The 25,691-nt window shown below is 43.6% G+C and carries 19 protein-coding genes; 9 read left to right on the plus strand and 10 right to left on the minus strand.

Features of this window, described 5'->3' with window-relative positions:
- Positions 1–4 precede the first annotated feature (4 nt).
- The 10 genes from AC0YN4_RS27315 to AC0YN4_RS27360 form a co-directional block, all read right to left on the minus strand.
- Entirely contained in the window at positions 5–1,003 is a 999-nt protein-coding gene (locus AC0YN4_RS27315) for a Rad52/Rad22 family DNA repair protein (RefSeq protein ID WP_475837292.1), read from the minus strand.
- A gap of 28 nt (positions 1,004–1,031) precedes the next feature.
- A complete protein-coding gene (locus tag AC0YN4_RS27320) occupies positions 1,032–1,640 on the minus strand; it encodes an NYN domain-containing protein (protein WP_475784017.1) in 609 nt (202 codons plus the stop codon).
- Positions 1,637–2,107, minus strand: a complete 471-nt coding sequence (locus tag AC0YN4_RS27325) for a hypothetical protein (protein WP_475784016.1) — start codon at positions 2,105–2,107, stop codon at positions 1,637–1,639. Before AC0YN4_RS27325 ends, AC0YN4_RS27320 begins: the two co-directional genes overlap by 4 nt.
- A gap of 934 nt (positions 2,108–3,041) precedes the next feature.
- Positions 3,042–4,187 (minus strand): replication-relaxation family protein, encoded by a 1,146-nt coding sequence (locus tag AC0YN4_RS27330; RefSeq protein ID WP_475837293.1) that lies wholly within the window; start codon positions 4,185–4,187, stop codon positions 3,042–3,044.
- Positions 4,174–5,073, minus strand: coding sequence for a 30S ribosomal protein S1 (locus tag AC0YN4_RS27335; protein ID WP_475784014.1), 900 nt, complete (start codon positions 5,071–5,073; stop codon positions 4,174–4,176). Before AC0YN4_RS27335 ends, AC0YN4_RS27330 begins: the two co-directional genes overlap by 14 nt.
- A 363-nt stretch (positions 5,074–5,436) precedes the next feature.
- Complete coding sequence (locus AC0YN4_RS27340) at positions 5,437–6,903, minus strand: HNH endonuclease (RefSeq protein WP_475784013.1); 1,467 nt, start codon at positions 6,901–6,903, stop codon at positions 5,437–5,439.
- Between the two features lie 110 nt (positions 6,904–7,013).
- A complete protein-coding gene (locus AC0YN4_RS27345) occupies positions 7,014–7,487 on the minus strand; it encodes a helix-turn-helix domain-containing protein (RefSeq protein WP_475784012.1) in 474 nt (157 codons plus the stop codon).
- A 240-nt stretch (positions 7,488–7,727) separates the two neighbouring features.
- The gene (locus AC0YN4_RS27350) at positions 7,728–10,238 is read right to left on the minus strand and encodes a type IV secretory system conjugative DNA transfer family protein (protein WP_475837294.1); all 2,511 of its coding nucleotides are present in this window, start codon (positions 10,236–10,238) and stop codon (positions 7,728–7,730) included.
- Between the two features lie 1,010 nt (positions 10,239–11,248).
- Positions 11,249–11,881 (minus strand): hypothetical protein, encoded by a 633-nt coding sequence (locus AC0YN4_RS27355; protein ID WP_475784010.1) that lies wholly within the window; start codon positions 11,879–11,881, stop codon positions 11,249–11,251.
- 892 nt (positions 11,882–12,773) lie between these two features.
- A complete protein-coding gene (locus tag AC0YN4_RS27360) occupies positions 12,774–13,718 on the minus strand; it encodes a hypothetical protein (protein ID WP_475837295.1) in 945 nt (314 codons plus the stop codon).
- 1,573 nt (positions 13,719–15,291) lie between these two features.
- Here AC0YN4_RS27360 and AC0YN4_RS27365 point away from each other — a divergent pair.
- The 9 genes from AC0YN4_RS27365 to AC0YN4_RS27405 all read left to right on the plus strand — a co-directional run bounded on the left by AC0YN4_RS27365 (position 15,292) and on the right by AC0YN4_RS27405 (position 25,688).
- Positions 15,292–15,588 carry a hypothetical protein gene (locus AC0YN4_RS27365; RefSeq protein ID WP_475784008.1) on the plus strand — a complete coding sequence of 99 codons (297 nt, stop codon included), beginning with the start codon at positions 15,292–15,294 and terminating at the stop codon, positions 15,586–15,588.
- Between the two features lie 24 nt (positions 15,589–15,612).
- Positions 15,613–16,938 carry an FtsZ/tubulin family protein gene (locus AC0YN4_RS27370; protein WP_475784007.1) on the plus strand — a complete coding sequence of 442 codons (1,326 nt, stop codon included), beginning with the start codon at positions 15,613–15,615 and terminating at the stop codon, positions 16,936–16,938.
- A 905-nt stretch (positions 16,939–17,843) separates the two neighbouring features.
- Positions 17,844–19,154 (plus strand): hypothetical protein, encoded by a 1,311-nt coding sequence (locus AC0YN4_RS27375; protein ID WP_475837296.1) that lies wholly within the window; start codon positions 17,844–17,846, stop codon positions 19,152–19,154.
- Between the two features lie 150 nt (positions 19,155–19,304).
- Positions 19,305–19,535 (plus strand): helix-turn-helix domain-containing protein, encoded by a 231-nt coding sequence (locus tag AC0YN4_RS27380; RefSeq protein WP_475837297.1) that lies wholly within the window; start codon positions 19,305–19,307, stop codon positions 19,533–19,535.
- Positions 19,536–19,553: 18 nt separating this feature from the next.
- Positions 19,554–20,993 (plus strand): hypothetical protein, encoded by a 1,440-nt coding sequence (locus AC0YN4_RS27385; RefSeq protein ID WP_475784005.1) that lies wholly within the window; start codon positions 19,554–19,556, stop codon positions 20,991–20,993.
- 14 nt (positions 20,994–21,007) lie between these two features.
- Positions 21,008–22,258: a GGDEF domain-containing response regulator gene (locus AC0YN4_RS27390; protein WP_475784004.1), complete on the plus strand. Its 1,251-nt coding sequence runs from the start codon at positions 21,008–21,010 to the stop codon at positions 22,256–22,258.
- 12 nt (positions 22,259–22,270) lie between these two features.
- Positions 22,271–23,068, plus strand: a complete 798-nt coding sequence (locus AC0YN4_RS27395; RefSeq protein ID WP_475837298.1) for an SAF domain-containing protein — start codon at positions 22,271–22,273, stop codon at positions 23,066–23,068.
- Between the two features lie 14 nt (positions 23,069–23,082).
- Positions 23,083–24,258 carry a CpaE/TadZ family protein gene (locus AC0YN4_RS27400; RefSeq protein WP_475784002.1) on the plus strand — a complete coding sequence of 392 codons (1,176 nt, stop codon included), beginning with the start codon at positions 23,083–23,085 and terminating at the stop codon, positions 24,256–24,258.
- A complete protein-coding gene (locus tag AC0YN4_RS27405) occupies positions 24,234–25,688 on the plus strand; it encodes an ATPase, T2SS/T4P/T4SS family (RefSeq protein WP_475784001.1) in 1,455 nt (484 codons plus the stop codon). Before AC0YN4_RS27400 ends, AC0YN4_RS27405 begins: the two co-directional genes overlap by 25 nt.
- Positions 25,689–25,691 lie beyond the last annotated feature (3 nt).

The following is a 25,691-nucleotide window of genomic DNA, read 5'->3' on the forward strand; positions in this document are numbered from 1 at the left end:
GAAATTATGCAGCAGTTTCTACTTCGATCTTGCCGTCCTTAGTGGCCAGCGTGACCTTCTGCTGATCTTCACGATACCACCCGTTCGTCTTGACGACGTGGTTAGGCTGGATCTTTCTCACTTCGTCTGCAAGCGCTTTGCCGGCAATGACGGTGACTTCCTTGTTGTTCTCCAATTTCGCACGGAACGTAGCCGATCCATCCGGATTGAACTTTGGTGCATCAAGCACCTTCATACGGATGAGAGTCGGTTTGCTAGCGCCGCTACTAGAAGTGCTGCTGCGGGAACCGCTAGTTGCGGAACCGCTGCCGCCTCCTCTGCCCCCAGTAGATCGGGATGAAGAGCCGCCGTTCCCTTTGCCTGAAGATGTTCCGGTTTGTTGTTCATCCGGAAGGATCGATGTAGGCTCTGAGGATTCGGAGTTTCCCTTATTACTGATGGATGCGCCAGTATCGCCTTGGTTACTGGTAAATAAAGCTCTGATATCCGATTGGAAGATACCTTCCCATCCCTTATCCCTGTAATAATCCCGGTAAGAATCCGGCAGGATTGGGATGCCGTACTTGTGGGCCCCATATTGCTCAACAATTCCATGGGCTGAAACAAGACGGTGATACAAAGGGTTGTTTCCATTATCGAATTTCTTTGGCTTGATTACATCGATAAAGCCTTTAAAGACATCAGAGGCAACACCGAACCAGCAAGCGCACTTTTTGAGCGAATCCGAAACAGCAGACTTCTTACAGTCCATTCGGTCTTGAGCGGTAGGGACTTGGGCTTCACGCATAATGGTCATGGTGTCATTACCGTAATTTACGCGTTCCATCCATTCTTGTCTCGACTCGTTCCAGATCGAAAGACGCCCTAGCAACTCAACGGAGAAATCATCCATGCTTTCGTTCACATCGAAGAACTCATGCCTCCAATCTAGCGGGCCGATGACGTCGTTGAGTCGATCGACCACCCATTGGACACTGACATATGCTTGTCCTTCATAGTTCACTCCATATGCACGATATGGAAATGGTGCATTAAGCTGAAAGCTCAGATTGGTTGTGTGGGACATGTGTAACTCGCTCCTTTGTGTGAGGGGATTTGGATTTTTTTCGGATTAAATGCTTATCCTCAATCAAATCAATTACGTCTTCCAGGTACAGAATGCCGTCCGCCATTTCTTTGAAGAGTCGAGCAGGCTGCTTTCGCCCAACTACAGCAACGACTTTAGATCGAAGCTTCGCTCGCTGGATGGCAGGGACAAGATCAGAATCCCCGGAAAAAACAAAAAGGAGATCGAAATCGTTCAGGCTAAACTCAAACAAGTCTAGTCCAATCGACATATCGACTCCCTTCTCCATCAGGCTGCCGGCGCGGTCCGTAATACAAAATCCTTCATGAACCTGTATCTTATCGCGCTCGAGTGCCTGAAAAAACCGTTTCCGATCGAAATACCTCGTACCGGCTACATCTTTTGGTGGCAGGCTTCCGTAGAAATGGTACCCTACTTCTGCTTGGCCAAAATCTTTCGTGAGCACTTGATGGATCGCACGGTAAAACTCAACCCATGGGCGGATTCCGTGAATGCCAATATCGTGCATTTGAATCATTGCATTGATCTCATCAACCAGGATCGCAGCTTTCATGAGGCAATCACATCCACTTCAAGAGGAATTGTGAGTTGCACTTCATACTTTCCGCTACTGGTTAGAAAATCAAGACGGGCAGCATCGCTAAGAACACCGCGGCCAGAGCGTTTCATGACCTCCAGAATCCATGAGTTAGTAGATTCAATGCGGATCGCTGAAATACGGTATTCGGGATGCGATTTGTTCCAAATGCGGCTCTCCCCATGACTTAGCGTAAATCCGAGAGCCTTAAGCTCAGAACAGGGATACTCTCCATCAAAAATGAATTGCAGATCCAAGCAACGTCCTTGAAGCAAGCTTTGCAGCTCAGCGAACAATTTCGGAACGGTTGCTATGTTTGCAGATTCGATCTCGTGATGTACAATCGTGGTATTGTACCGATTAACCCGAAACTCCGGTATATTCGGTGGCTTAACCTCGACGTGATCCCACATTGTCTTGACTCGTTTCAGATTCCATTCCACATACTCTCTCTCCCTTCAGCTTTTAATTAGTCGGTAAAAATCAACAAAAAAAGAACCGACTCTTCAGCAGCAGATAGAATCTTGAAATCCAAGTGGACTTCATAATCTGCGTCTCAAGAGACGGTTCTTTGAAATTGGGCATGGTAAACCCGTAGATCAATTAATAGAAAGGTGAATCTGACGGTACTCCCTGGGCCGCTTGGCAGGAGCAAGAAATGATAATTAAAGAATGTCCCTATTATACCATGCTGGAGGCTGAGTTGGAAAGAATAGCTGTCATATTTTAAGGTATTTGAGACAACTGCTGTGAAAGTAAAGAAATAGCTTGGTTGAGCCGCGCAGGGTCAACCTACGCACGGCTCGACTCCTTACAGATGAATAACAGAACTCAAATATAAAATAGCTGAGGCAGCCTTACTGCTAGTTTATAAGACATCTCGAAGAGACAGGTTATCCAAAATAAAAACAGTGGCAGCCTTGGACTAGTCCTAGATTGCCACTGTTTATTGGATTATTCAAACTTATAAGAGTAGCAGAGTGGTAATTATTCCGAACTCTACTCCTCAAATGTGGCCATCATAAATCATGCGTTCACCAATTAAAGACTGAAAGTGATTATATATAATAGCTTTGTGATCCTGCGGTACTTCTACTAATTTTGGAGTTTCACTGTAAGGATCTCTTATTCGTAAGATGTGTATCATTTCATTGGTGTCCTCAAATGCAACATACATATTGCCGTCATAATCAAACAGCTTCCTAAAGGAGCATTTTATTGTCTCGTTATTTTCATTTGCTAGAATAAAGTCGACCGTCACTTTTCTCCGTATATTCTCATCGATGCGCGTATTCATTGGTTCACCTATCTTCGGAGAAGAATTCCTGCTAAAAAAGGCTTGATGACTAGAATCCAAACCTTTTTCAGCAATATGTTTTAATCTTCAAAAGCGTCATCATCCGTCTTGTTCAATTCCGAGAAATACGCGGAGGCCTTCATGCCAGGTGCGTCTTCCAGTAGGAACGAAATGGTGCTTGCCGTCATCTTCTTCTCGGAATTGTTATATTCGAGGAAGGTGTCCCGACTGATGCCCGCAAGCAGCCGCTCATCCGTTGTGAAACGGAGCGGGACTTCTGGCATATATTGTTCAGCAATTCGGCTTAGAAGAGGGATCCGGCTTTCGCCGTCGGCGATCAACATGATACGAGCCGGTCGGTTGTGATCCGGAAGTTTGAGATAAACTTGCCGCAAACGAGCAAAGCGTTCAGCTGTTTTTCGGATAAAGTCTTTGCTCGGCCGGAACACTTCTACCCAGAATTGAAGAAAGTCGTTGCGGTCCCGAATTACCTCGAAAGCGGCAACTGGGATATGAAATACCTTTTGATCGACGCGGATTACCGGCCGACGCTGCCATGATATGAGGCGTTCAATTCGGACGAGCTCAGCATATAATTCATTCGCCGCAAGATCAACGAAATATGATGTCATTTCTGGTCCTTGACCTGGTCCGTACTCAACCGGTCGTGCCCACTGTTCCTCGTTTAATTTGCGGTGAAAGAGAATCTCGGCCGCATCGGCACCAACCTTGGTCAGTATGTACGCAAGCGGCTTTTTCCGATCTTCCTTGAGCGGGGTAGCCCATCGGTAGGCACATATAATGCCGCGGCTTCGGCATCGCTTGATGAATTCAATACCGGTCCGGTCGCCAGGTTGGAGATCAGAGAAGAGTACTCTCTCCAGCTGCTTTCTAGTCATCGTTCTGTTTGAGGAAAGCACATCGACTAGCTTTAGGTCGTTCTTCGAAACATCAGCGCCATTCAATTGAGCATCCAGCCAATATCGACCATTCTGCAAACCGAACTTTGGATCGTGGTACTCGATGGTGGCATACGGGTCGGAAAACATCCCGAACCTCTTTCCGTCCGGAAGCAAGAGTTCGGAAATATCCCTCGGGCATACGGAGTCGGTATAGGGGTTCAGGTGCTCAGGCACCATCGGTGAGTTAAAGGGGATCGGTGTCTCCCGCTCCCCCGCTCCTCCCTTCGGACTCTCTTCGAAACTGGTAAGATTACCTTGAACCATAAGAACCGAACTGACCGTAGCGGGCGGTATCCCGCTTCTTGGAGTTTTGGGGAACGAAAGCGACTGCCTTCATGCGCCGACCCGCTGCATCAATTTTCGCAATCCGAACCCGAATGCTTTCTCCCTTTTTGAAAATATGATTCCCACTATAAGGAGGGAAATTTGTCCGGACGACAAGGCCAGGTGAATCAATAAGTTCAACGAACATACCGTGTTCAGGATGAATCTTTGTGATTTCCCCTACGTAGATCCCGTTTACTTGGTAGTTGATGATATTTGTCCATGGATCGACCTGCAGCGTCCGGGAGTCAATCAAAATCTTGCCTTTCTGTTCTTTCGTTGGACGGTTAATACTTGTGACTTTTACAGGAAGCGTATCACCGATTTCGAACGCCTCAGTAAGGTCCTCGTAGAAGACGTAGCCAACTTCAGAGCGGTTCAACTCACATGGAACGCCCTCAACTAGCAAGAACAAAGTATATTGATCGACGCCGCGAACAAACCCTTCGAAAACATGTCCTTCCTGAGCTTCTTTCCAGAAACGCTCCGCCTTCTTTTCAAGAGCTTTCGCACGGTTTGCTAGGAAAATGCCAACTGTTGCTGCTTTGTCGATAATAACTTCATCGATGACAAACTCCAGTTCCCGATCCAAGTAATGTTGGATGCCTCGCAGATTGTAGTTATCTACGCGAGATTTCGGTAGGTAGCCGTATACACCGTTAAAATCGATCTTTAAAACTTCTTCTTTGCTGCCACCAAGCGCTTTGGTTTCAATACCGATCGTGTGGCCAACCATGATTCGGCCTGTACGTTGTGCTTCCTTGATATCTGCCCAGGAGCGCATTGCAGGAGTAATGTCGAACTCCTGCTCAAATTGACTCGACATGCAAAATCACCTTTCCTTCGTGTTGATATAGAGTTAGGTCCGGAAACGCAAAAAAGCACCAGCGCATGGGGGGTCCCCAAATCGCAGGTGCTTCCTGAGATAATCCGGAAATATTTACTTGTGTCCATTGTAAAGCGAACCTATCTCAACTGTCAATTAATTGATTTAATTGTCGTGAGAAAATATAGTCTTTGAAGACCTCATAAAACTTAAACAACAGTCATGGATGGATGAGAAAATAAAAGTTCAGACTACTGCTGTTTTATGAAACCTTTATTTCGAGCTTGATGTGCTTGTTTATTCGGATAGGCAACTTCTCACCCTGAACCGATAGAAGACAAATTTGGTTTCCTTCCATATTGATTACAGACCTTTGTGATAATGGACATAGGAGTGATGGTGGGAGCACAAACAAAGGGCATTTGAATAATGGTCCAACGTCTCGACGTCGAAAGCCGTCTCAGCTGTTCCGAGCGGAGTCACGTGATGGACTTCACAATAATATGTGCCATCATCCTTTTCGATGCGTGGTATGAGAGGATAACCCGTTCCGCAAATTTGGCAATGGTAGTCATACAGTTTTTTGAGCAAAGTCACCATTTTTTTGTTTCTTGCAATCCGTTCAGTTGGACTCGTAACATATTGAGGAGCCGACTGCAATTCTTCTAACTTCTCTAAAATTGCGCCTGTAATCCCAAAACGAGACTGGTATTCTTCTTTATCCAGCCGCTCAAGACCGATTCTATCTAAAAACGTTTGAATGGTTTCGTTGCGACCCCGTAAAAAATAGTATAAAGACCTATACAATCCCTCTTCCGTAGGTAAGTAAACAAACCCGTCAAACGATTGTTCCCGCACAAGTTCCTCATACCTCACCATACGCCGTTGATGTTCTGAAGCAAAATCGCGCTGTCTCCACTGAAATCCGAGCATTTCTGCATATTCCTGAGCACTCTTATCAAACATTTTTGCACGCCGCACCAAACCTGTTTGAACAGTAGACTGGTGAGGGACGCGAAGCACCCCATCGCTTTCTACAAAGGGATACAACTTATTAAACCACTCTTCATCTGTTAACGTTCTTCCATCCATAATCGGGTGAATACTAAGATGATTTAAATACTCATCATAATCAAGTCCACGGACGCTGCAGTAATGTCTTATGTTCATGGTGTTCTCTCCCGATTTTGGCCGATAAAACATCTGGCCTCCGACGTAGACTTGTTCAAAAACACGGCGATGGGCATAATTTATTTCACTAAGCCGATCTCTATCTTTTGATGCAAGGAATTGAAGTGTTTCGAGATCAAAATTGAAATGAAACCTAATAGACCCACCATTTCGATGCAAAAACACCGGACCCATTGGCGCAGCGGTCAATATCGCCATGCTGTCGTCATCATATTCAAAAACAAAAAGGTTCTCCTCGACCATGCTTTTCACAATAAGGCTTTCTTCATCCGTAAGACCAGATACCCTCCAATCTCTTCCTCCCTGTGTAGCTTCAGATAGACGTTGAGAAACTCGCTGCCGAGAAATGCCAAGGAACTGAGCGAGTATAGTTTGGTTGACATCATCGAAATGATTAGTAAGATAATGAACCGAGCTAAAGTCAAAATCCCCCACCACGTTATTTCCTGTGGCCCTACGTATGTAATCAAACCCAAGAGAGCGGATATATTCCTCTATACCAACATCTGGATGATTTTCCCTGAGATACCCGTATATCACACTGTAAAGAGATCGATCCTTTGTGCTTAGCCCTTCAACGATTTTATTAGGATACAAATACGTGAGCCGATCACGTATTATTTGCGAATCACGGTCCATTTTTTCACCCCACTGAGATGATTACTTAGGATTTCTGCATGCTCCTGCGCCGATACAGCCCTTATTGGGAGTATGAAATTAATAAATTACTCTCGGAATAATTCTTGGAATTATGAGTCTCTTATTGCGGTGGGGTTGCCATAGTGGACATACATAGCTGATCGATGGATGTGCCAATACCGTCCGGACTGAAAGACTAAGCCTGCTTCAATATATGGTTGTAAAACAGCGTGGCGTGGGTGACAATCTTGACGGATTGTACCCTTCGAAAGCCCCCACTCATCCTCGGCCTGCTGTGTATTGATCACGCCATTGATCGTCGATTTGTAGGCATCGCACATGACGATAGAGCCGACCATCGTAGGTATGCCCTCTGTCTTGATCCAACCGGAACAATAGCTGCATTGATATGGGAGCTTGCCCATCGTAAAGCGTTCCAACCGCATTTGAGCGTCCCTTATCTGCTGGTCCGTAACCAGTTTCAAAAAGGAGAGTTCCGGTGTTCCGTCAGGCAAGGATTGTAACGCCCGCTTAGAATTCTCCAAATCCTCTAGCTTCTTCTGATATTCGGAGATAAGATCCATAATCGCCCTCCGAACTAAAAACACGAAATCGTGTAATGACTGTTTGATATCGTGTATTGTACCATAAATAACCAGTTTTTGACTTCCCTATTTTGAGTTGAGGTAGGTGAGAAACCGCATGAAATAAGGCGTTTTAGCGCAATATCAGCTGATTTAGAGAAAAGTTATACGATTAGGTAGCGTGAATTTTCCAGCAAAGAGAGACAGAAAAACCGTGCCTCATGGACACGGTTCTCTCATTTACAAATCCTCTTTGTAATCATCGACCTTTGAGATGTTGACATTTGCATATTGTTTTTGCTTGTCAGTGTCAGTGTTCTGCCTATCAGATGCAGCGAGATCATCGAGGTGATCACCAAAAGGATTGACTCTCGGTTTCTCTGGTTGTTGTGCTGAAGCTGGATCAACCGGATGATTCTCTGCAGCTGGAGTGGGAGCACGTCCGCTAGATGATGAGCCGGTACCAACAAGATTATCGTGGACCGACTTTACCAGAGCATCAATATCATCCGGAATGGAATGGATATGCTGCGGTATTACATCTTCCTGCTCATTCTCATTGTTGATCGGATGCTCTGCAAGGATGGGATCAGCTAAAATTCCGGAGTCCTCTGACGCCCCAACTTCTACCTGTTGAGTAGATTCACCTGCCGCGAAGTTCGCTGCGTCCGGATCTGGCCAGTCGAAATTGCCATCTTCATCGTTTGATTCCGGCCACTCTATTAACGAGTCATCATCCTCATCCACAGTATTTGGTTGTGGTGGAGCAGAAGCCGCGGCAGTTTGATTATTTCCATCCTTGATTTCCTTAACTGCTTCCGCCTGAGATTGAGTGGTGGGCTGCTTCGCATTCGGTGTTTCAGATGATACTCCCGCTTCTGCAATGCTATCATCTTGGTTGTTGTCATCGAGCTGACGAACCAAGTAGGAAAGTTGATTGATATTCCCTTTGAACGAAAGCGCCTTATAGTTTTTAGTGGCAAGCTCAATTTTGCCTATATCGATGAATCGTTTTAAAAACTTCGTTTCATTCACGAATTTTCCGTATGACTGAGTAGCCGGCTTAATACTTTCGTCTCTGCCTACTAATTCAACGATAAAATGTTTGAACGGCTGCTCTTTGATCTGTGTTGGCGTAAATCGTGGCTGGAGCGTGCGGGCCGTATTGTATCGGAGTCCACGAGATTGATTAGGCATACTCATTGGAGTCACCGACTCGTTCATGGATTCCTCAATGATAGGTTCTTCCCCGAAACTCTTACTGAAATACTCGTTATCCTTTAACTCACCGCGTCCAAATACCGTCTTGTTGGAGGCATTGGCGAGAATGGTTTCATCATAACCCGGTTTGACATCTCGAAGTTGCGCCAAGTTTTGAATTGCAATGAGTGTTCCGACCAAGTAAGAACGCCCGAGCGTGAGGAAGCGTTGAAATGCTTCGTTAACGTATAACGGGAACTCATCGATCGTGAAGAAGATAGGAATCCGTTTATAGCCATCTTCTTGCTTTGGACGACGGAATACAGCGGATTGCATTTGCCGAATGATGAACTGTCCAAATATAAGGCTGAGTTCTTCGAGCTCCGCAAGCGCACTATTGAACAAGAGGATACCCCCATCATTGAGGAAGGAATCAAGGTCAAGGGTTTCCTCTCCCTCCTTCGCCATAAGGAGTTGGCTAAGCATAGCGTTCAAGCTAATATCCGTTATGTATTTTTTCGCACCGCCGATAAACTTGTCCTTCTTATTCAAAACAACCTGTTTACCAGCATACTTATGACCCTGCGGATAGAGAACCGGAAGTTGACCGCTGTCCTTGCTATTAGTAACCGTATATTCGAGCACGTCGTTTTCGAAGAAGCCGCAGACACGATCATACCTTTCGAGCAAGCTGCGCTCTTCAGGAGTAATGGCTGGGTTTGCCAAATTGTTTTCGATCCACTTACGTACATCTTCAGTCATATCCGCTAAGAAACGTGGCTCGGAATACATGCGCTGCAAATGGGTTATGAAGCTGAATTGATTACCGTAGCGAATTTTACCTAGCATGACATACGCGGCAGCGGTTTCCCCTTGCTGATCCTTGAAGAAAGGATCCTGGTCGCCTGTTAAAGCATCAAGTGTACCGCGCCATGTTTCAGCTGCCGCTTCTAACGGGCCGGCCACTGGATTAAATCGGATCGACTTTACCAGGTCCGTAGGATCAACTACCTTGATCTTACTCTTAGGAATTCCGAGTTTATCGGCAAGCTTCTCTACATCACGGATCAAATCGGATTTCGGTTCGAGAACTACTATACCCATTTTGTGACCTCTGGCTATCCGGATTAAGTCCTGTACGATCCGGATGAGGATGGTGGTACTCGTTTTCCCGCTTCCTGTCGCACCAACAACAAGCTCGTGGAGGAAGCGGGATTTTTCGGACAATACAATAGGCTTGTTCGTTTTCTTATCCCAACCGACAACTATATCGCACATCTTGTTTCTCAATGAGAACGACTGATCCGATAAGAAGGAGAATTCCCACGTATAGAAACGCTTCCTGAAGTCCTCGTTCTTATAGAACTCCTTGGCCACGAAAAAAGCAACGATAAGGCAAATGATAATCGGTATGACCATCAGAAAATCAACAAACCCCTCCATGGTCGTTATTTTCAAATGGGGCTTGTCTTCTACACGAATCTTCGAAAAGTAATCGAAGGTGAACGTGTGGATATACCAAGCGAATAATCCGCAGTACATGAGCGACATTTGTACAAAGGTAATGACCAAGGTGTACTTGCGGCCTCGCTCTGATGTGTAGGATAGAATCGTTTTGTGCCCGCGTTGGATCGGCTGCGTTATGGTGGAATAGCACCATACAAAATAGCAAATGAAGATGCAGCATAGCCATACAAGCGGACGTTGATGGATAGGAAGGTACAGAATACCGAGTCCCTTTGCGATCCAATCCAATTTATCCGGAAGCAATTGAGCGATGGCGTCGGGACCGTTTGCAGCCTGATTAAATTGCATGATGCACAGCATTGCAGAAGAAATGGCTATCGCCGTGTTAACCAGTATGAAAAGGGATACCAAACCGGTGTGAAAATAGAGTCGGTATAGCTCTAGCAACCCCTCTCGCAAGTCTACCCAAATCTTCTGTCCATACGCTGGCAGCAACCCTTTGCCGAAATGATGTTCATCATTCATATAAACTTCTTTAGCCAATAAGCTTCGTCTCCTTCCTCTCTCTCGTACTTGCGATCTCAAATACGACCATCATCCTTTGGGACGACCATATAGTTTAACTCAATATTAGCCGGCAGAAGGACGAGAAACTTGAGCGCCATCATCATTTCGATAAACTCCCTCCTCTCCTTAACCACAAAAAAAAGCACATACTTAGGCCAATGGCCCAAGTAAGTGCTTCTTACTCGCGTGTTGGTTATGAAATTATATACCCCGATTATAACCGAAAGACCCGTGAAGGAACAATCTCCCTTTCGGAAAAATGGAGCGTGACGCTCGACTGACAAGTTGGGTACCTGCAAAAATGCCTCGAGCCGCAGCCTGTACTATACTAAAGATACAAGAAGAAAGGAGTTGAGGGACGATGGTGTTTTTCCTCGTAGTGGCATGTATTTTCGGCATGATATCAGCTGTAGACAACTAAATTATTGGAGGTAGACGATGCGTCTCACTTACTGGCGCAAGAACAAGGAAGACGATCTTCCCTTGCGCTAGCACTGGTACCCTCTCCACTATCCAGTACGTGTACATTACTCAGCCTGAAGGTTGTTAATGATATGTTGAATTACTTTTGCGTCATTTCCAGATCGAAGTTGGGCGATAAAATCCATTGTCAGTATGGAAATGAGTTCCTCAAGGGACATATGAAACTTTGGCTCAATTAACGATAGATCCAATAGGAATCCTTCACCTCGGAAAGCGACATGCCGAGCAACCTCCAAACGAATGATTACCCACTTCACCTTCCTTGCGACCACACGTTCACTGAGTTTCCAATGATTCGGCGATACTTTCAAAAATTCCTCGACTTTTTGATACTGCCGCAGATACCTCTCCCGCTTCTGTGCTAATTTTGCGGCAAGTTGCTTCTGGTTGACTCCCTTTACAATTGTGACTAGGAAATCTTGATACAAGATTGCGATCAGTTCATCGACACGAAGGTAAACATCATCACCGGCCATATCTATGATATCCCCAACGAACATCTCAGCTCTCACATAATCATGTTGCGGTAGCCGCACATTAAGCTCTACTTTGGCATTTCGATGATTCTCAGACGATCCAAGGAGCGCATCTAAAAAGCCGCCGAGTATCCCTTTTCGCGGTGAGGATAATTCTTGGAGGCGTCTAGAGATGAGATTCAACTTACTAAGAGGTTTCAATCGAAACCACCACGCTGCCGTAATCCATGCATAACAAGCCGTGTTGCCGCTTCCCGCTCCGACACATCGTTGGTAACCGCAAAATCGAACACCTTCTGATAATCAAGCTGAGTTGGTTTTACGTGTACGTAGATCTTTGTATCGTGATAATCGTATTCGGGTAGGATTCTGCATGAAGATAAAGATGATACCAATAATTTGGTCGCATACTTCGTTGAGGCTAACTTCGATTCTTTGGCTAATCGGCGAATTAGAGCTTTTTGGTTTAGAGTGACGCAGATCCGGATATCATGGGTTTTATCGCTCCGCGGTTTCCTTTGTCTTGGTTGTTCCTTTAACTCTACCGGGTTCTCGGGTTGCAAGTTAGGTTTGCCCAAGAGTTGCTTATTCGCTGAAGCGGGAGTGGGCTCTCGAAAAATTGGGTTAAGGTTCACAGTACATCTCTCCTCCCTATCGTCATTATGACCCTCTTACCTCCATTAGCTCTAGGGCCACTCGTCCGTTTGTCCATTTGTCCATCATTACTAGACAAGATATGAGAGCAGCCGGGGGAATATGCTTAAACCTCAAGAGTTATGGCAATAATGGATTAATAGAATTGGACCAGGGAGGGGATTTTTATGGCAAAATCATCATCGATCACAAAAGAACAAGCAAGGATATTTGCTGAACTAGCAAAAAAAGCTGCTCATAGCACCGGGATCAGGATAAAAGCAAAGCCGGTTAAGTAATCGGTCTGAAGCGAAAAAATGGATCGTTCTCGCGCTGCTGCTGAGGAAACGGGTGTTGATGTGTTCATAATGTTCCCCGTGCCTGACCAGATAGGGGCATATTCATTATGAGCAAAACAAAAGACGGTGCTAAGAATTGAATCTTAACACACGTCTTGGTTTTATATCTTCAGATGAAGTCCATAGGTGAGCGGGTTTATCACTGATTCACTGATCATCGGCTTAAGAGATTCATCGTACCAGGTTCCTTGTTCCGTACCATACCATATCGATCTGGCTAATACAGCTTTTTCCTCGTTTGAGCATCCATCAATTTGTTTAGGAACCCCGATAGGCGAGCCGTCCTTGAAATAAAAGACTGGCACGATTTCCTTAACCCGCTTTATCTCATCCGGGAATTGTGACCATTTACTGAGAAAGTCTAGTACTCGGCATAATCCCTGTGATTCATATCCATCGAACTTTTGAAACAGATAAATCTGGACCCTATTGGGATTGTTCTCGGTGATTACAAAATGTGGGATCCAACCAAGCACATCACTAGCCATCACTTGTAAAGGTGTGATAGGATCCTGATCTTGATCGTTATTCCTGCCATTCCCCATATGTACCGTCCCCAAAAACCCCATATCAGGCTTAGCGGCTCCCTCTACCCGCTGCTTCATCTTTAGAAGCATACCGTTCCTCTCGGTAAAGGAACTAAGCGTCTGAAACAAATTCTCCGAATTGCAAACAAGCATATTCATGTAAGAGCTGTAATTCATCAAGTTGGCTTGATAGGCATTGAAGAGAGAAATCCACCTTCTGCCGATCTTCGTTGTGGCATTAGTGAACACAAGGATAATTGGTGGCTTGGATGATTTCGTTGCTGTTGCTTGCGCCAGGTAACCTCTGTAGTTCTCAAACTTGAGCGACAATTCGTTTGTGTTCTCCGTAGACCGATCAATCTCGATCCACGAATGGAACCCTGGAGTTGGATTCTTTTTCTCCTGCCGGAATCCGTAGATCTTTAGCTCGCCGTCCGGCCTGAACTTTATTGAGTCACCACTTTCGAGGTTATAAGTTTGAGCAGCGTACACATTGTCTACATAGTCGATCTCATTCATGAACGTGAATTGAGGGCTTAGGAACTGCATTCGAATGAAAAAATTAACGGAGTCCAAATGATGCTCGAACCGTTTTGGAAAATCGAAAAAGTCGATGGATAGATCGCCAAAGTCATCATCCCAACCTGTTCCAAAGTGGAGCGGGTCAATATCAAGATGATCCTTAACGACGCTTAGCTTCTCGGTATCCAGTGTGTAGACGGATAACTTGCGAGCAGTGACCTTGTATAATTGCGATCTTATAAAGTTGAACCGTTCGAGTCGAAGTATTTCCTTTCGAATACGAGAATACTTTGCGGTGTAGTTTTTCCTCCAAGCTGAATCGTTTTTAGGGTTAAGCGGAAACGTGTTTGTCACCAGCTCAGGATAGATAAGAAAAAGGATCTGCTCAGTCGTAAGGAGCCGGAACCGATATAAATTTTGGAGGATTGAGTCCTCGATTTTATTAAGTTCAAAATTACCATCCAAATAGAACCGCATTATTTAACCTCTACTTTCAAGTCAATGTAAGTACAAACTAACTCTGGTTAGGAGTAGCGTCTCACCATTGTCGTTTTCATTGTCATTTACGTTATCACGATAAAAGCCTTGAAGTATATGGTATTTATGTACCTATGGCTCATGTGACAACTATTGTGACAACAGGTTCAACAATCCAGATGATAATGTATAACTCATTGTTGTCATGACCATTGTACCTATCCATTGTCATATCTAAAGTAACTTCAATTGGGTGGAGCTATTGTTATGAACGTTGTGACTTCAATTGTAATTAATCAGAGCTATCTCCATAAAATCATCATAGGCTAAGTATTCATCACATGGGGATAGCTTCTTTACCTCAGCAGCTTCTACCAAAGAGATTAAAACGGGCCTTGTCCTTTTGACGAATGACGACTCACGTTGGGTCTCATTTGGGCTGCGTTCTACCACCACCACTCTATTTTTGTTCCTATTAAAATCGAATTAAGTTAATTCAGATCCCATTAATTCTTATCAAAAATTATAAATTTTTATCAAAATGCCCTTCTTCATATAGATTCTTTCGTAATCTGCTTTCAACCACCAACTGGAATCAATTCGAGCGTTTTTAGCCCTAGAACGATGCCTGATAGACTGAAGGTGACCAAAAGTTAAGTTGACAGATATGATATTAGTTCAAAACTATTCTGTTGCCTAACGCAACGTAATATAAATGCAATATACCCTATTATATATAGGGTAAGAGGAAAACGAGCATAGATTACGCGGCGTAACGCAACGTAATTTAATCAACATAAAAGCCTTGAAACATAAGGGGTTTGGCTTCATCGTAAGTAGATTAAGCGTCGTAACGCAACATAACGCGACGTTAATAATTGCTTCTATAGAAATTTTAAGTTGCGTTACGCAACGCTAATTAAGATAATAATCATAGAAATATGGCTACATATGGCTATCCTATTATTGACAGGCTGAGAGATGATAGCCCATAATTATAATCACGAAGCGTAACGCAACACTAATGCTGAACAATTGTTTGCTCTGGCTCCTCGAATACGGTGCCTAACGCAACAATAAGGAGGTGCAATTCTTGCATAACGATTTTCTTGAGTTTCCGCCAGAGATCGTGGACTTTATGGGTAAACGGATACCGCGGGAAATGATCGAGGTTTTTAGAGTCATATGGAACAATAGGACTGATGGGATTAACTGGACTGATCTTGTTAAGGAGATCGGGGATAGATACAAGGTGGAGAAGGCTTTACTCGTCTTGGAAACTGTAGGATTTGTATCGGTAGGGGCTACCATGAACAAACGTGAGAAAAAATACGTCCCTCATGAGTTGCGTGGCATCCAGTTAGCGGAATACATACGAGATAATTCTTAATTTATTTAGGAGGCGTGCGAAATTATGGATCTTAATCTTGGATTTATTTCTCTTGAAGGATTTACTAGCAGAACTGATGGTAATAGCCGCAAACTAAAGTTTTGTTTCATCTCATGCGGACAATACGGTGGTCGACAAGGGGATGAAATGGCCAGACTGAAGCATGATGTTATTGCCATCAACACTTCTGAGTCTGACTTATCCGATCTGAAAGTCGTCCAAAATATCATTAAGCTTGACGGCTACAACGGGGCTATTAAAGACATTGAACGTGGACAAGCTGCGATTAAAGATAACCGCGATAAAGTAATCAGTGTTTTGCAATCGCCAGAAGTCGTTGATGCAGATTTCGTATTTGTAATCGCAGGTATGGGCGGCGGTACTGGGAACGCAGCAGTTCCTATTTTGCTTAACAACCTCTCGCGTGTCCGGGAACCATTCAACGGTAAGCCATCATTCGGAGCAATCGTTTCCGTACCAGGTGCATGGGAAAAGCGTGGTATTAAGAAAAACGCCAGCTGGGGTCTTTCTCATATTCATGAAATGATCCAGAATGAGAGCTGCGGATCGGTTCAGATTATTGACAATGAAAAATTATTTCAGATGACTGAAGGTATATTCAGCGATACCGAAACTAAACTGGAATGGACGGATTTTGGGAACTCGATGTTAGCAGCCTTGTTAACAGAGGTCGCCTTCTTAACCTCCCTCCCCTCTGGGAAAACATTTGACGAGGACGAGCTTCTCGATGTTCTTAGTACACCAGGATACCTCTCACTCGGAAAATGCTATATCCAAGAAGGGGATTCTCTTGAAGTTAATAACATGAGTCAGTTGATCGAAAAGAGCTTCCGAGAAGCTCCAACTGCGAGTGATTATGACTATGAGCTGGATGCAACTAATGGTTTTATCGCAGTAGTGCACCCTAAAAGTAAGAATCAGATCATTACTGACTCAGATTTCCGGATACTTGAAGAGAGATTCGGTAAATTTGCCGCCAATGCGGAGAAGCCTCACTCTGGTCTGATCGAGAATGCAAAATGGGGAACAATTACAAGCAAAAATAAGCTCGTTGATGAAAAGCCTAAGGCAATTCTCTATGCCGGCGTCGTATCCTCCCAGCTCCCACTAAGGATTGCAAAGATGCTAAGTGAGATCGAGCAGGAAGAACGCGAGTTAGAAACCAAACGAGAACAGCGCAGCAACCGCCCTGTAATTGATCTTTCCGGATTCAAAGAAGTGAAGAAAAAAGAAGCGGTTGCCGTTAAGGGCATTGTAAATGACGACTTTGATCTGTTTAGCCCTAAACAAGAGGAAAAGACTAAGAGGAACTCCAATTTCGACCTATAAAAAGGATACGAAAAGCGACAGCCATGGACGAGTATGAGTCCAAATCTGTCGCTTTTTTATTGATCTTATTATTCGTAAAATAATCTGAATTCTATGGTCTGGTCATTTCGTAATACATTTACATCAAGTGGTTTATAACCAGCAATATGAGTAGCAATGTCTTCTTATATCATCCCAGTTGTTATGAGTTTAGAAATGTCCGGGAAGGCCGCCCTCCCCCATCGCAGTACTCCTGGGGTAGGGGTAAACAAGGGCAAGTGTGATCACGCGGCGTTATGCAGCGTAACGCCGCGTTAAGTCGCTGAAATGAGAGAACACTAGAATTAATAAGAACATAGTGCTGTATATAAAAATTTATAAGATTTTATGGGACACTCATAGGAATCATAAAACCCGGGAGTAACGGTGAGCTCGTCCAGATAATAGAATCGGTATTCCTGAAAAGGATTTTGGTCTGAAGGCTTACGAATAAACGCGCGCGTTCAGGGTTGGTACATATCGCCATACTATCTCATTTCTGTTGAGGTTCCAGTCATTTCAAAATGTTCTCTTGGCACGGAGGTCACATCTACCGGGCTATTTGGCATGTTCGCAGTTATTACACCTAAGTTTTTTGAAATCAGTGTATGTCCCCTCTTCTTTGAGTGGTTTTATGAAAATTTATATGATTTTATGACTCGAAACGGGATGGGTTAGGGCCGGACGCCCCTTTCCAACGGAATTTATGAAAATTTATTCGAATTTATGAACATAAAATTTAATAAATTTGTTTAAAAAAATCAAAATAAGTTTAAACAAAAGAAGAAAAGTGAAAATAAATTTAAATTATTATAAATGAGGACAAATATAAGTCAAATATACTAAAAGAGAATAAAATATCTGAAAATTTACATTGATAAATTCTTATGAAATCTTATAAAATGATAGTAGAAGTTACCGGATTTAGATCGGGGGCAAATTTTGTGCTGGTTGAACAAATAACAAGAGAGCGGCTTGAAGCGGAGTTTGGTAATGATCCGCTGTTTGATGCCGTTCAGCGGATGAATCTAATAGATGAATTATTTGACCATGAAACCCTCTCTGTCCTTGTTGAGCGGCATGAGTATACTACAACGGATTTCGAAAAGTGGTTTTGTGTTGAAGCAGATACCACCCGTTATCTATCAACACCAGGGATAATGCGAGCGTTTGTAAAAGAGCTAGCTAACTACTTACAAACAAGAAGCATTGGACGGACAATTATCATTGACTATCAAGCTGTTATAAAACTCAAAATGGCACTGCTATTAAGAAAGTATGGAATGAAACCAGCACTAATTTATGAGACAGCAGGGGCAAAGGCTTACAGTCCATCAGTGAGTCAAAGGCCACCGATCAGCGTTCAGCCTCATACGCCGGCAGCGCCGAGGACACAAAAGGATGTTTTATATCAACAACTCATGGAATCATTATTCACGCAATTGACAGCTGCAGGCGCTATTTCACAAGGGACCGATGGTAAGCTTCATGTTGATTTGCGGATGCTGATAGAGAAACAAGTTGAAGAAATGGCTCCATCACTACTGCTACCAGCTGATTCAGAGGAAACAAAACAAAAGCTTGAACAACTGGGTGACGAAATCATCCAACTCAAGGGTCAAGGTGAACGGAACCGCGAGGTTCTTGATGACATCCAGCAAAAATATGAAAATGTTGTAGGCGTTTCCGAAAGTGTTACGGAAATTAAAAAGAGAATAGACTCTGAAACGACAGAAAATAAAAAAGCGCAAGAGATGAGAAATGAGTGTCGGAGTAAAGCGGGAGCAATCTACGACTTGATTAAAACGGCTTCAAGCACTTCGGAAATGGAAGAGATGGCCATTCAAATCCGGAAGTTGGAGCATGAATATCCATCGGAGTTACTTTATATTATTCGTGATTATGGAGATAAGGCCGATGATATGATTGTTAAGGTAAAGCTAGAAGAAAAACAGCAAAGAGAACGACTTATAAAAGAAGAGTGCCAACGTTTATACAATGTAATGATTGATCCGACTGCAGCGAAATCAGAAGTAGAGGATGCGAAGAATAATCTGTTAAAGCTTCAGGAAGACAATAGTGATATTGCCTTTGAAATACGGTCGTTCATCGCTGCGGCGAATAACGTAGCTGATAAAAACAAAGAAAAAGGCAGCGGCGGGTTCATGAGTTGGTTTAAAAGGGCGCCTAAACATTGACACCAATAGTTTCCAGCAGTAATATAAGAAATGTCTTTGTTTAATTAAACAAACCGAATAGAAACATATTGTAGGCGAAGCACGCCGAGATACCCGAAAGGGTTACTCGGCGTGCTTTTTTGCTTTCGAAGAAAGGAGATATAAGCAAAAGTGGATCTACATCCAGGTGAAGTGATGAAACTTTGCAGAGTCCGGAAAAAGATGAGCCAGGAAAAACTAGCAATGGCCATTAATGAGACAAATCCGAAGCAGCTCACATACCAAATGCAGATAAGTCGAATCGAAGCAGGCTTAGAATATCCAGACGAGCAATTAAAATCTGCAATTGAGCGATCGTTAGGATATAAAATCTGGAATTTGAATAGTAAGGAAGCTCAGTAGTGGAAGGGGGGAGTTAATGTGGAAGAAAGCGGAGCGCCCGCAAAAAACGTCATCATAGCAAGCCAAGATCTCAAGTTTGCCGAGCAATTGAAGAAAAAGTTTGAGCTTAGAGGATTAAAGGTGATTGAAATCGTCGTAGTCCTCGAACATTTGCTTTCAACAATTGAGGAGAAAATCGCCCAAGGGACACACATTTATGGACTGATCATCTCCAGCTCAATTGGAAAAAACAATCTTGGTAAACGTTTAGAGCTCCTTTCGGATACGATTTTGACGATCCGTGAACGCCAAACTGACATTAGTTTCATTTTCCTTAGTGACGAAAACGAAGGACACCCTTTACTAGCCGACCTTGTATCATTTGGCATTTATAACATTTTCACTCGAAACACTTCATCTAATGTTAGCATCGACGAATTCGTTGTATTAATGGAACAACCTAAAACGTTTTCCGATGTTAAGCATTTGCGCGAAGTTGATCCTGACATTCAATGGCGAAATCGAACTGTAGCAGTGGAAGGTGCGAGAAGCATTAATGTAGCCGTAGAGACAACGACTAAACCGGTTGTAATTGAAAAGGAAAAAATCGTTGAGCGGGAACGGATTATTGAAAGGCAAGTAGTTCAGTACGTAGAGAAAGTAAGAGAAATAAAAGTTCAGCCAAAGCTTTTTGCAATTGGTAGCGCATATTCTGGATCCGGCTCGACTTTCGTGACAATGGCGATCTCCCGAATACTCCATCACATAGGCATTAGCAACGCAGTTGTGGAGCATCCTGCAGGTGATCCGGTCCTATATTCATTATTATTTGGCGAACAAAAATGTCCCAAGGATTATAAATTTTTATCGGAGCAAGTTCAACAAAATGGGGTTATCGTAAATCGCAACGAGGAGTGGAGAGACGGGAATACGACCTGGTATCCAATTCATCCGGAAGGGCTGAAAAAGGCAAATGATTGGTCTGCCGACGATACCCTTAAGATGCTTTATCACGTTAAGGAACCAATCGTACTTCTTGATGTATCGCACAATTGGAACGACCCATCTGTTCGAGACATTTGTCTTAGCGCCGATGAGTTACTGATAACAGTTGACCCACTGCTTCCGGTTCGCTTTTATAAGCAAGAAACTAAGAAGAACACAGACGTAATTTTCGAAATTCGGAATCTAGGTAAGCCGGCAAACATAATCGCCAACCGGGATGTAAAGGTAGCCAACAGAAACGAATGGTTACGTTCGTTACCACTTACTCCGATATCAGTGATTCCAGAGTTACCGTATAGTTCTGTGATTGATTCGATCTGGAACAGCAAATTACTTGCCGATGACGAGATCATTCGTGACGAATTAATTTATGCCTTATATGGAGTGATCAAGCGGATTGTTCCAAAAGATTACCCGATCAGTCATCTTAGAAAACGGCGTAGTGGAATTATCAGCAAATTGTTTGGCGGTTGAGGGAGGGGACTTGAATGGAACTGCTTGTACTGCTCATAGAGGAAGACCCGACCACCGCTGCCGTGATAGCAGAAATCCTATCAGATGGCGGGTTAACGCCGATCATAAAACCTTCTTTAGAAGAAGCAATTAAATGCTTAAGCACAATGAGTATAAAAGCAATACTCTTATCATATGACGGTCCAAACGAAGATCATCTTGATTTTATTGCTAGCTTGAAAGGTCAGCAAGAAACAAAATGGCTGCCTCTGATCATCCTGTCTCGGAATAACCAAGATGTATTTCGGATCGAATGTTTCAATAAAGGAGCCGATGACTTCCTTCTTCACCCAGTAAACCATAAGGAATTGCTGGCGAGAGTCAAGGGTTGGATCAAGCGCATTGGAAGCTTCGAAGAGTTGGCATTTCGGGATCCGCTAACCAAAGCGTATAACAGACGTTACTTTGATCATCAGATCATGCTGGAACTGCAAAGATCGCAAAGAAATGGATATCCAATTTCGTTAGCGTTTATCGATGCAGATAAATTTAAATCGATCAATGATAACTACGGACATCACATAGGGGATTTAGTCCTTCAAGGTATGAGTGCTGCATTACAGGAGCAGATACGTTCCTCGGATATTGTAGCACGTTATGGAGGAGAGGAGTTTGTCGTACTTCTTCCTAATGCGAATGGTAAACAAGCTTCCGAAAGGATGCATTCAATCTTGGAGTATGTAAGAAAGACAGCAATTTCCAAGCATGAAGGAAAGGAATACTTCATTACATTCTCTTGCGGAGTTTGCGAGTGGAAAACCGGTATGACCATCACGGAATGGATCAAATCCGCTGATGATGGAGTGTATACAGCAAAAGAGCAAGGCCGTAACAGAGTAATTCTTTCAAACATCAACATGTCCGTGGAAGTGGAAGAAATTAAACCCATCAACGCAGTGTTGATCGGAAACACGGGAATAACTCCTATGCTGCTGAACAACACAATGGGGTTAACAATCGAAGTCGTCGAGTTTAAAGGTTTTGATGATGTCGGACCTCTGCATTCTGATTTGTGCATCATCGCTTTGAATGAGCACTTAGACCGTTTGAAATTTGAGCAGTTTCGATCTGATAAGTTATCAATCGGCTGCAAAGTGCTATGGATCACTGAGAGAAAGTCTGAAGATGAAATCCTTCAAAGCATCATTGCCGGTATCGATGGGTATATCAGGGCCCCGTACTCGGATGTTGACGTAGAAATCGGGGTAAAACAGGTGCTTAATTAACAAATCGGAAGGATGAATGACTTGAGAAATTGGTTTTTCAAATTACCGCAATTGGTGAGGTTGCTTATTGCGTTGATTATCTACGCGGTGGTCTTCATAGGGCATATAGCGGGGGTTAATTATTACGTAGAGAATTATTCGGAAAAGGTTGATTCAAAAGAAGTGGTTGTCACAGTTAGTGAAATCCCGATTCATACGGTCATTCGATCGGAGGACTTAACGATTAAACGAGTTAGATTAAGCGATCTGGTTACCGGTGTTTTAGTGAATCCTGAAGAAATCATCGGAAAGGAAGCACAAGCTCCGATGGGGATAAACGAGCAATTTACAGCAGATAAGATTAATACGGTAGTAAAGAAAGATGGGGAAATGATTATCGAAATTCCGACAGAATGGGTTATGTCGTTCCCGAAATCCCTCCGTCGCTTGGATAAGGTGTCACTGTTGCCTATAGTCGATATGTCAAAAAGTGCAAGGGTTGATTTCACGGCAACCGCGAACCAGCAAGATAACAGTGTGCAAGGGAGCGCTAACGTAAATGCAGGAATCAAAGAAGATCCGAACGCACCATTACTGGCTGTTGCAAGAGAGAAACTTCTAGGGATAACAGTTGCTTACTTCAAAGACAACACGGCAAACGAAATCACTGACTCACTTCCCCCGAACTCGACTGCACTAAGTGATTCGACTCCGAGGATTAACTCTTCCAACTTGGGAGCTCGACTGGAAGTCGCCGTTAATCCGGAACAATGGGCAATGATAAACAAGCTGGTACAGAACAATTATAAGTTCGTCATCAGTTATCAGTAATAGGAGGCAACTCAATGAAAAAGATACTGTTTATCGGCGAAGATACAAATCTTCGTAGGGAATATCAGCATTTTGATCCGGAATCCGATTTTATTACCGCAAAAGCTTCAGAGGCATCTCGGAATGAGGAATATGATATTCTGATTATTTCAGATCGGGAAGTACAGCCACTAACCTTAACCGCATTTGCACAAGATTTTAAGTCAACTCAAACATATTATCTGATTTCGAATAGTCCAAAGACATCAATCATCGAGAACAAAATAGCCCTCTGTAAGCAGCATGGAATAAAGCCGATCCATCCTAGGCAATCGACCTCTCAAATCATCCAACGGATTTTGGGGATATCAAGCAAGGCTAGAGGGCTCAGAAACGTATGCGCGGTTTTAGGGACACATCCGCAAGTTGGAGGTACAACCGTAGCTTTAAGCCTTGCGAAGAAACTGGCAGAAAGTAATGAACAATCCGTTTGTGTTCTCGGGCTAAACCAATTTAATCCAGGTACTGCCTTTGTTGACAATTATGTTGGAAACACCTTTGACGAGATGTACGCAGCAATCGTTGATAACCGGCAAAGAATTAAGCCGAGTGAACTGATAAATTATATGCATTATGATGACTCAAGAAAATTCCATTACCTTGCGGGGAACCAAGATTTCACGAAACGGGGTTATTTTAGAACTGAGGAAGTCGAGCATGTTATTACAGCGGCTGCTGAACAGTTTGATATTGTCATTCTCGATGTCGGGTTCTCGCCATGCAATAACGTAACCCTGCAAGGCCTGATTAAATCCGAAGTTAAATTACTCGTAGGTAATCAGCAGCCGGTATCGGCCAAAATGTGGAGTCAAATGAATAACGACATTCTCCGACTATTAGGAATTACATCAGATGAGTTCCTTTTGGTTGTAAACAGAAATAATTTGGATCTCCCAATTGATTCAAAGGCTCTCCAAAACAGCATGGAGGTGCCGGTAATTGCAACAATATCTGACTTCGGCGTTGAAGGGATGATTTGTGAGATTGAGAAGAAATTGCTCTGCGAGAGTCGGAATAAAGGCGTGAAAAAGAAGGCAAATGATGTTTTCGATGCTCTCGGTGAAATTGTAGTTGGGCGACTGATGGGTAATCAAGGAAGAAAGACAGCGAAGGAGAAAACGGGGTTATGGAAGAAGCTACTGTCGTCGTAAAAAGTTGGGACTGGAGTGAAGAAAGGTTTAGCATCCGTGACTACCTACAGGAACAGCAAATTCTTGAAGAGGAAGAACGAAAAGCTGATCCGAGCCCTCGCGTTGAATCCGATTCCTTGTTCAATAAGATTAAGCGTTCAATTATTGACCATTTTACGGATCGGTTCGAAAAAAGTAAGGATCACGAAAAGACCTCATGGCTCACCAAACAACATGAAGCCATCATCGGTTCCAAGACAGCAATTGACTGGTTCAAGCGTGAAATTGAAGAGTATTTGCGAAGAAATAACCTACTTGGAAGTTCTTACCCATCTTATTACACCGACATTGTGGAGGCATTCTATCAAGAAACATATGGTCTTGGACCGATCTCGACATGGTGGAAACACGAAAGATACCAAGACTCACAGGCGGCTAGTATAATTGGGACCAACATTTTCTTCGAGATTCCTGGCCAACTTGATGAGTTGCAGGACATCTCATATGCTTCTGAATCTGATGTATTGAGGGTTGCGAAGCAATTGAGCCTACGAAACCCAATTACTTCTCTGAACCAGCATAATCCTTCACTCCAAATCGACATGGCAGACGGTACTCGTGTGACGATCATAATTCCGCCTTGGACTAGACGTCCGACGATCATTTTCAGGCATTATACGATCAAACGAGTGAGTTTGGAGGATATTGCAGAATACGGAACCTTTCCTAATGAAATGGTGGACATTCTTAGGGCAATCTCAAAGGGCCGTGGCACAACAAAGATCTGTGGACCTGTTAAGAGTGGGAAGAGTACTTTGCTCTCGGCAATGATTGCCGAACGAAAGAGCTACGACAAGATGCTCATAATTCAAAAAGACTTTGATGAATTGAAGATATCCGAGCATTATCCGAAGCACAAAGTCATGGAGTTCATCTTGACTGAGGAGAATAAAACTAAGATTTTCGATTTGGTTCTCCGAAGCGATTATGAGTATATCATTGTCGGGGAGCTGCGCTCCCTGGAAGCCGAAATATTCTTGAAAGCATGTGAGCGGGGATTACCGGGCGCGCTTACCACCTATCACACTCCCGATCCCGATAATATTCCTTCGCAGCTGGCAGACGTTATCTTGGACGAGCATCCGAATAAAGCATATCAAGCTCAATACGAACGAGCATCCAGAAACATTCACTTTGCAATCGTTATGGAAGAGTTGAAGGACCGGAGCAAACGTCTTGTAAAACTATCTGTATTCGACTGGAATCCGAACACGAAAGAGTTCAAAACGCACGACTTGGTGGAATGGGATCGTAAAGACAGCACTTGGAGATATTCCAGCTACATACCTGAACGAATCCTATCAATTATGGAGAAATACGCTCCTTCGGAAACCGTGCAAATGGTAAAGCTTCTTGAAAAGCTTTCAATGAATAATCCGTTTAAGCGGTGAGGT

Source organism: Paenibacillus sp. J22R3 (assembly GCF_056269305.1).

What these genes read in the sequence shown, in the direction of transcription:
- AC0YN4_RS27335 (WP_475784014.1), bottom strand. Translation starts at nt 5,073, where the DNA reads ATGTCGAGTCAATTTGAGCAGGAGTTCGACATTACTCCTGCAATGCGC.
- AC0YN4_RS27320 (WP_475784017.1), bottom strand. Translation starts at nt 1,640, where the DNA reads ATGAAAGCTGCGATCCTGGTTGATGAGATCAATGCAATGATTCAAATG.
- AC0YN4_RS27370 (WP_475784007.1), top strand. Translation starts at nt 15,613, where the DNA reads ATGGATCTTAATCTTGGATTTATTTCTCTTGAAGGATTTACTAGCAGA.
- AC0YN4_RS27405 (WP_475784001.1), top strand. Translation starts at nt 24,234, where the DNA reads ATGGAAGAAGCTACTGTCGTCGTAAAAAGTTGGGACTGGAGTGAAGAA.
- AC0YN4_RS27330 (WP_475837293.1), bottom strand. Translation starts at nt 4,187, where the DNA reads ATGGTTCAAGGTAATCTTACCAGTTTCGAAGAGAGTCCGAAGGGAGGA.
- AC0YN4_RS27360 (WP_475837295.1), bottom strand. Translation starts at nt 13,718, where the DNA reads ATGAATGAGATCGACTATGTAGACAATGTGTACGCTGCTCAAACTTAT.
- AC0YN4_RS27350 (WP_475837294.1), bottom strand. Translation starts at nt 10,238, where the DNA reads ATGTCGCTCATGTACTGCGGATTATTCGCTTGGTATATCCACACGTTC.
- AC0YN4_RS27375 (WP_475837296.1), top strand. Translation starts at nt 17,844, where the DNA reads ATGAAATCTTATAAAATGATAGTAGAAGTTACCGGATTTAGATCGGGG.
- AC0YN4_RS27395 (WP_475837298.1), top strand. Translation starts at nt 22,271, where the DNA reads ATGAATGACTTGAGAAATTGGTTTTTCAAATTACCGCAATTGGTGAGG.
- AC0YN4_RS27390 (WP_475784004.1), top strand. Translation starts at nt 21,008, where the DNA reads ATGGAACTGCTTGTACTGCTCATAGAGGAAGACCCGACCACCGCTGCC.
- AC0YN4_RS27340 (WP_475784013.1), bottom strand. Translation starts at nt 6,903, where the DNA reads ATGGACCGTGATTCGCAAATAATACGTGATCGGCTCACGTATTTGTAT.
- AC0YN4_RS27345 (WP_475784012.1), bottom strand. Translation starts at nt 7,487, where the DNA reads ATGGATCTTATCTCCGAATATCAGAAGAAGCTAGAGGATTTGGAGAAT.
- AC0YN4_RS27400 (WP_475784002.1), top strand. Translation starts at nt 23,083, where the DNA reads ATGAAAAAGATACTGTTTATCGGCGAAGATACAAATCTTCGTAGGGAA.